The organism is Micromonospora tarensis (assembly GCF_016803395.1).
Lineage (GTDB): Bacteria > Actinomycetota > Actinomycetes > Mycobacteriales > Micromonosporaceae > Micromonospora > Micromonospora tarensis.
Genome location: NZ_JAEVHL010000295.1, coordinates 1 through 7,112, shown reverse-complemented (window position 1 = coordinate 7,112; position 7,112 = coordinate 1). Strand labels below are relative to the sequence as shown.

Genomic DNA, 7,112 nt, shown 5'->3' with positions numbered 1-7,112 from the left:
CGGCGAGCTGGGGTGGGTGGGGCACGCTCCGGGCCGGCGTGGCGCAGGTCCGTACGCGTCCGCCGGTCCGAACCGCCGTGCTGCTGGTCGCCGTGGTCGCCGCGGACTGGGGCGCGCTGGACGAGTACACCCCGCTGCTGGCCCTGGACACCGGTGTCAGTGCGCAGGCCGTACCCCTGCTGCTCCTGCTGCTCTGGGCCGGGGTGACCGTCGGCGGGCTGCTCGCCCCGGTCGGCGAGCGGTGGGGCGGCCGGGGATACGCCGCGCTGCTCGGTCTGGTCGGGGTCGCCCTGGCCGGGGGCGCGCTGCTCCGACTTCCGGCGGGGTTCGTGCTGCTCGCGGTGGCTTTCGGAGCCGCGCAACTGGCCACCGTGCTGGCCGACGCGCGGCTCCAGGCACGGATCAGCGGCGGCAGCCGGGCCACCGTCACGTCGCTGGCGGGGATGGCCACCGACCTGCTGATCATCGTGACGTACGCCGGCTACGGCCTGCTCGCCACGGCGGCCGGCAACGCGGTGGCGTTCGTGGTGACGGCCGGGCCGTACCTCGTGGTGGCGTTGGTGCTGCTGACCCGCCGTCGGCGTCGGGCCGCCGGGCCCACCCGCGTCGCCGCCGCCGTGCCGCCGGGCCCGCACTGACCGGGACCGGGCTGCGGCCGGGGAGCCGCCGCCCGGCCCTCTGGTCAACCCGCCAGGTGCAGGAACGACCACTGGTGGCCGTCGAGGTCCCGGAAACCGCGCATGTACATCGGACCGTTGGCCATCCCCGGCCCGAGCGCCTCCCCACCGGCGACCACCGCCTGGTCGACCAGTTCGTCAACCTGCTCGCGGCTGCGCGCCGACAGCCCGACGATGACCTCCCGGCTGGTCGCCGTGTCCGGGACGGCGACCCCGGTGAACGCCTCGAAGCCGGACCGCAGGTGCAGCACCAGCCGGGTGCTGTCGGAGACGGTCAGCACCGTGTTGTCCCCGTCCAGCTCGGCCTGGTCACTGGTGAAGCCCAGCGCCCGGTAGAACTCGGTGGCCAAGGTCAGGTCACGCACCGGCAGGTTGATGAACGTCATCGTCATCGGAGGTCTCCGTTCGTCAGGGCTGGTCACCGTCGAGGTAGACCCAGCGGCCGTCCTCGCGGACGAACCGGCTGTGTTCGGTGAGCGTGCCGGGCCGGCCCGCGTCCCGGTAGTGCGCGTGGAACGTCACAGTGCCGGTGGTGTCGAGCAGACCGCCGCGGTCGACCTCGACGATCTCCAGCCGGATCCACCGCTGCCCCGGGTCGAGCGTCAGGGAGGCGGGTCGGGTCGAGGAGTGCCAGCTGCGCAGCAGGTAGTCGGTGTCGCCGAGGGCGAAGGCGCTGAACCGGGAGCGCATCAACGCCTCAGCCGTCGGGGCGTCCGGGCCGCCACGGTGCGCCGGGGCGCAGCAGTCCGGGTACGCCTGGCCGGAGCCGCACGGGCAGGCCCGTCCCGTCGTCGTGTTCGTCCGCCTGCGCGCCGCACCCTTGCCCACCTGGTTCATCCTGCCCCACCACCGCCCGGCTTCGGACGCCGACCGCTCAGAGCCAGCCGGAGCGGCGGAACAGGCGGTGCAGGGCCAGGGCCGCCACCGCCATCAGGGTGAGGGCCCCGGCGTAGCCGTAGCGCCAGGCCAGCTCGGGCATGTGGTCGAAGTTCATGCCGTAGATGCCGGCGATGCCGGTCTGGGTGGCCGCGATGGCCGCCCAGGCGGCGATCTTGCGCATGTCGTTGTTCTGCTCGACGGCGAGCTGCGCCAGCCGCGACTGGACGATCGAGGTGAGCAGGTCGTCGTACGCGGCGACCCGGTCGACGGCCCGGCTGAGCCGGCCGTCCACGTCGACGAACCAGCGGTGCAGGGTGCGGGGCGGGCCGTCGGGTTCGAGCAGTGTACGCATCGGTGCCTGCAACGGCAGGACCGCCCGCTTGAACTCCACCACCTCCCGTTTGAGCTGGTAGATGTGCTGGATGTCGGTCGTGCGGTCGCGGGCGAACACCGCCTCCTCGACCCGTTCCAGGTCCCGTTCCACGTGCCCGGCCACCTCCAGGTAGGAGTCGACCATGCGGGCGCAGACCGCGTACGCCACTGCCCACGGGCCGGCGGCCAACAGCGCGGGGCGACGCTCGATGTCGGCCCGGACGCTGCGCAGCGCCCCGGCGGCGCCGTGCCGGACGGTGATGGCGAACCGGTCACCGAGCAGCACCATCACGTCCCCGGTGTCGATCACCTCGGAGGTGTCGGTCAGCTCGTCGTGCTCCACGTACCCGGCGGTGCGCAGCACCAACAGCGTGATCGACCCGTGCCGCTGCACGGTGGGCCGGTGCCCGTCGGCGAGTGCCTGCTCGACCGTCAAGTCGTCGAGGTCGAAGGTCCGGCCCACCGCGGCCAGCACCTCCGGGCCCGGGTCGTGCAACCCCAACCACACGAACGCGTCGCGGATGTGCCGCGCCCGGGCGTACGCGTCGGCGTAGTGCTGGTGGCCGGGTTCCCGGCGGCCGTTGACGTAGACGGCGCAGTCGACCACGGCGTCCGGGTTGGACCGGCGCGGGCCGGGGGAGTTGTGCTCGACGCGTCCGAGCAGTCGACGGGCCAGGGCGCGTACGCCTCGACCGGCCCGGTCCCGTACCGGTCGCTGATCCACCGTGTGCCTCCCCGTCGCCGGCGCGCTGTCACCGCATTCTGCCGAGCGGGCAGCGGCTGTCGACAGTGGGGCGGTGCGGGCGGCGTAGGCGGGCGGTGCGGTTCAGGCGGTGCGGGTGGCGAAGACGATGATGTTGTCGACGTAGTTGCCGGTCGCGGCGTCGAACCGGCCGCCGCAGGTGATCAGGCGCAGCCCGGCGGCGTCCGCCGGGCCGTAGACCAGCGTGCTGGGGAAGTGTTCCTTGCCGTACGCCCGAACATCGTTAACGGTGAAGGTGGCGACCTGGGCGTCGGCGCGGGTGACCTGGATCTGCTGACCGGCGCGGAGCCGCCCGAGGTCGAAGAAGACCGCTGGCCCGGTCGGCGCGTCGACGTGTCCCACCAGGACCGCGTTGCCGATCTCGCCGGGGCTGACCCCGTGCCGGTACCAACCGGCGAGGGTGGGCCGGTCCAGTGGCGGCACCTCCAGCACCCCGGCGCTGTCCGCGCCGACCGGGACGACGTCGGCCCGCACGTCGATGGCGGGGATCAGCACCCGGACCGGCGCGGCGCGGGGCAGTGGTGCCAGGTCCGGCGCGGGATGGGTGCGCCTGGGCGCGTCGGCTGGCGGTCGTGGTGGCCGCTCCGGGTCGACGGTGAGGCCGACGGTGATCAGCCCAGCCCGCTCACGCCGAGCAGGGCGACCACGGCCGGTAGGGTACGCCGCCACCACACCTGGGTGCCTCCGTCCGGGGTCGTCGGGGTGCCCGCGCCGGTGTGACCGACGCGGGCACCCGTCTCAGGGATGGAACGGTCGCCGATCAGGCGACAGTGGACACCGGACGGCGCCGGCGGATCAGGATCACCGCACCGGCGAGGGCGGTGCCGAGCAGCGTGCCACCGGCGGCCAGCGCACCGGTGTCGCGGTTGTCGCCCCCGGAGCCGGCTGGCGCTGCGCCGATCGGGGTGACGGTGAAGGTGGCGCTGCCGGCCGAACTGCCGTCGCCGCAGGTCGCCGCCACCGTGTACGTACCCAGGGTGAAGCCGGCGGTGAAGAGTTCCGCGCTCAGGCCGCCGCCGGCGGCGGCCGTGGTGGATCGGACGTTCTGGTCGCGGTTGGGGCCGGTGACCCGGAAGAGGGCGTCACCCGACTTCGGATTGCAGGTCGTCGCGGTGAGCACGACGGTCCCGCCGACCGGGGTGCTGGCCGGTGACACGGTGGTGTCGGCCAGTGCGGCGCCCGGCAGCAGGAGTGTGCCGAGGCCCACGCCGAGCGCCGCCGAGCAGAGTGCTGTTGAGACCTTCATACGCGTCTTCCCTCACTTTTCGTCCGCTGACTGCGTGGGACGTCGTTCGGGTGGCCAACTCCGTGACTAGCACCGGTGTGCCCAACACTAGGTGGGTTGGACCCCCGATCAGGTGAAAATGAGAAATCCTCGTTGCCGTCACGTGTCCACCCGAAGGCGGGGGGAGCTGCGGAAAGACCCGCACGACCCGGACCGGCACCGGTGCTCCGGTCGATGTCCATCCGGTCGGGCTGTCGTCGCTGGGTCGATGGCGAGGTATTGCCGAAGACGGCGGAAATGCACCGCCTGGGCGCACGGTCCGCCGGCGGCCCGTGCGTCGGGTGCGCGCTTGCCGTCGAGGTGGCCGCTGATCGCCCGGTGCATCTCGCTGTCGGGGGAGAAGCCGTCGTGGATGACGGTCAACCGGACGGTCGACCCGCTGTGCGGCTCGATCTCGAAGGTCACCGTCGACCGGCGCTCACCGAGCCGGGCGGCCAGCTCCTCGGCGGACCAGCCGAAGTGGGCGGCGTGCTCGGCCCGGAAGCCGTGCCAGCGGCTGAGCCAGCGGTCGGCGATGGCGTTGATCGGGGCGGCGTTGAGGTAGTGGATAACGGTCGGGGTGTCCCGCGGAGACGCTGGTAGGTTCGCTCGCCGTGACACGGAACGTGGGAGATGGCCTGGGAACGGTGTTCGCCAAGCTCTGGGCGGCGAGCACCCTCTCGGCTCTGGGCAGCGGCCTGGCCACCGTCGCCGCGCCGCTCTTCGTCGCGTCGCGTACCGATGACCCGCTCGTGGTCGCCGGGGCGTCCGCCGTGGCGTGGCTGCCGTGGCTGCTCTTCGCCCTGCCCGGCGGGGTGCTTGTCGACCGGATGGACCGGCGCCGCCTGATGATCGTCATCGACCTGGTCCGGGTGGTCGCGCTCGCCGTTCTGGCCACCGCGATCCTCAGCGGCCGAGGCGGGGTGGCGCTGCTGTTCGCTGTGCTGTTCCTGGTCAACAGCGGTGAGATCGTGTTCCGCGCGGCGAGCCAGGCCATGGTGCCGCTCGTGGTGCCACGGCACCGCCTGGAGCGTGCCAACGGCTGGCTCAGCGGCGGCGCCACCCTCATGCACAGCATGCTCGCCGGCCCGCTCGGCGGCTTCCTGTTCGCGCTCTCGGCGGGCAGCCCTTTCCTGGTCAACGCCGTCACGTACGCCCTCAGCGCCGTACTGGTGGCGCTGATCGGCGGGAACTTCCGGGCCGCCGCCGGCGACGCGCGGGGACGCGGTACCCGTTCGGTGGGCGGCGAAATCGTCGAAGGACTGCGGTGGCTGGCCAACCAGCGGTTGCTGCGCACGATGGCCGTGCTGATCGGTCTGCTCAACGTGACCCTCACCGCCGCGCTCGCGGTGCTGGTGCTACTCGCGGGCGAGCGGCTACGACTCTCCTCCGTCGGCTACGGCCTGCTCTTCACCTGCATGGCCGCCGGTGGGGTGCTCGGCGCACTCCTCGGCGACCGGATCATCGCCCGGATCAGCGCCACCTGGACGATCCGGATCGGCCTGCTCGTCGAGGCGGGGCTGCACCTGGCGTTGGCCGCGTCCCGCAGCACCGTCGTGGTCGGGTTCGCGCTGTTCGCCTTCGGCGTGCACAGCGGACTGTGGAATATCGTGGCGAACTCGCTGCGCCAACGACTCACCCCACCGACGTTGCAGGGGCGGGTGGCCAGCACGACCCTCTTCGTGGCGGCGGGCGGCAACTGCGTGGGCGCGCTGCTGGGCGGGCTGCTCGCCGCCCGATTCGGCATCACCGCGCCGTACTGGGTGGGGTTGGTGGTGGCGATCGGCGTCTCGGCCGCGACCTGGCGGGTCTTCAACCGGGCGGCGGTGGCGCAGGCGTTCGCCGACCCGCCACCGGTCGAGTCGCCCGCCCCGGTGGCCTGAGCGCCGTCCCCTCCCTGGTGGCGGGCGCGCGTGCCTGCCGGTCCGTGTGGCAGCGTGGTGCGGGTGACCGACTCCGCGCCGCTCGACATCGACCTCGCGCTGCTCGGTGGCGGCGGTGCGGCGTCGTTGCTGCTCGCCGCGCTGGACCGGCACGGCGTCAGGGACCTGCGGATCGCCATCGTCGACCCCGTGCGCCGACGCGGTCAGGACCGCACCTGGGCGTTCTGGGGCCACCCCGACAGCGACCTGGACCCGCTGCTCAGCGCGAGCTGGCAGCAGGTCGAGGTGGCGACGGCGGCGCGACGCCGCGTCCTGGACCTGGCCCCGCTGCGGTACGCCATGCTCCGCTCCGGCCCGGTCTACGACCGGGCTGCCGAGGCCGAGCGGCGGCTGAACGCCACCCGGATCGTCGCACCCGCCGAGGTGCTCCGCGACGACGGCGCCCGGGTGCTGGTGCGCACCGGCGACGGGCGCCACATCCGGGCCGGCTGGGTGCTCGACTCCCGCCCCCGCCCGCCGGCACGAGCCGGGCGGACCACCTGGTTGCAGCACTTCCGGGGGTGGTGGCTGGCGGCCGACCGGCCGGTGTTCGACCCGACGCGCGCGGTGCTGATGGACTTCCGCACCCCGCAGCCACCCCGGGGCGTCTCGTTCGGGTACGTGCTGCCGGTCAACGATCGCTACGCCCTGGTCGAGTACACCGAGTTCTCGCCGGCGCTGCTCGACGACGCCGGGTACGACGCGGCGCTGGCCAGCTACCGGGACCTGCTCGGGCTGGACCCGGCCGGGCTGCGGGTGCGCGAGGTGGAGAACGGGGTGATCCCGATGACCGACGCGCCGTTCCCGGCCCGACCCACGCCCCGCGTGGTCCGGATCGGCACGGCCGGGGGCGCGACCCGGCCCTCCACCGGCTTCACCTTCTCCGCCATGTACCGCCAGGCCGACCAGGTGGCTTGCGCCCTCGCGGCGGGTCGGCCACCGGTGCCGGCGGCGGCGTACCCGCGCCGGCACCGCTGGATGGACGCGGTCGCGCTGCGCGCGCTGGACCGGGGCGGGATGGGTGGCCCGCACTTCTTCGACCGGCTCTTCGACCGCAACCCCGCCGAGCGGGTGCTGCGCTTCCTCGACGGCGGCACCACCCCGGCCGAGGAGGTCTCGATCATGAATTCCACCCGGCTGCTGCCGATGATCGCCGCGACCGCCGGCGACGCGGCACACCGGGTTCGCGACCGGCTGCGCCCGACCCGCCCCGCGCCGGCCGTTCCGCCGGCGGT

At 73.6% G+C, this 7,112-nt stretch carries 7 protein-coding genes and 2 pseudogenes; 3 read left to right on the top strand and 6 right to left on the bottom strand.

The window, feature by feature from the left end:
- Positions 1 to 638: pseudogene (locus JM949_RS31850) on the top strand (MFS transporter); the annotation flags it as partial.
- 44 nt (positions 639 to 682) lie between these two features.
- Here JM949_RS31850 and JM949_RS31845 read toward each other — a convergent pair.
- From JM949_RS31845 to JM949_RS31820, 6 genes and pseudogenes are all read right to left on the bottom strand, one after another.
- Complete coding sequence (locus tag JM949_RS31845; RefSeq protein WP_203151800.1) at positions 683 to 1,069, bottom strand: VOC family protein; 387 nt, start codon at positions 1,067 to 1,069, stop codon at positions 683 to 685.
- 16 nt (positions 1,070 to 1,085) lie between these two features.
- Positions 1,086 to 1,514, bottom strand: coding sequence for a YchJ family protein (locus JM949_RS31840; RefSeq protein ID WP_203151799.1), 429 nt, complete (start codon positions 1,512 to 1,514; stop codon positions 1,086 to 1,088).
- Positions 1,515 to 1,551: 37 nt separating this feature from the next.
- Entirely contained in the window at positions 1,552 to 2,652 is a 1,101-nt protein-coding gene (locus JM949_RS31835; RefSeq protein WP_203151798.1) for a magnesium and cobalt transport protein CorA, read from the bottom strand.
- A 102-nt stretch (positions 2,653 to 2,754) separates the two neighbouring features.
- A pseudogene (locus JM949_RS31830) lies at positions 2,755 to 3,365 on the bottom strand (class F sortase).
- 86 nt (positions 3,366 to 3,451) lie between these two features.
- Positions 3,452 to 3,937: a hypothetical protein gene (locus JM949_RS31825; protein ID WP_203151797.1), complete on the bottom strand. Its 486-nt coding sequence runs from the start codon at positions 3,935 to 3,937 to the stop codon at positions 3,452 to 3,454.
- Between the two features lie 138 nt (positions 3,938 to 4,075).
- Positions 4,076 to 4,576, bottom strand: a complete 501-nt coding sequence (locus JM949_RS31820; protein ID WP_203151796.1) for an SRPBCC family protein — start codon at positions 4,574 to 4,576, stop codon at positions 4,076 to 4,078.
- Here JM949_RS31820 and JM949_RS31815 point away from each other — a divergent pair.
- Complete coding sequence (locus JM949_RS31815; protein WP_309232421.1) at positions 4,570 to 5,838, top strand: MFS transporter; 1,269 nt, start codon at positions 4,570 to 4,572, stop codon at positions 5,836 to 5,838. The two genes, JM949_RS31820 and JM949_RS31815, sit on opposite strands and share 7 nt — an antisense overlap.
- A 63-nt stretch (positions 5,839 to 5,901) precedes the next feature.
- A partial coding sequence (locus tag JM949_RS31810; protein WP_203151795.1) for a lycopene cyclase family protein occupies positions 5,902 to 7,112 on the top strand: 1,211 nt, incomplete at its 3' end.

What these genes read in the sequence shown, in the direction of transcription:
- JM949_RS31845 (WP_203151800.1), bottom strand. Translation starts at nt 1,069, where the DNA reads ATGACGATGACGTTCATCAACCTGCCGGTGCGTGACCTGACCTTGGCC.
- JM949_RS31840 (WP_203151799.1), bottom strand. Translation starts at nt 1,514, where the DNA reads ATGAACCAGGTGGGCAAGGGTGCGGCGCGCAGGCGGACGAACACGACG.
- JM949_RS31825 (WP_203151797.1), bottom strand. Translation starts at nt 3,937, where the DNA reads ATGAAGGTCTCAACAGCACTCTGCTCGGCGGCGCTCGGCGTGGGCCTC.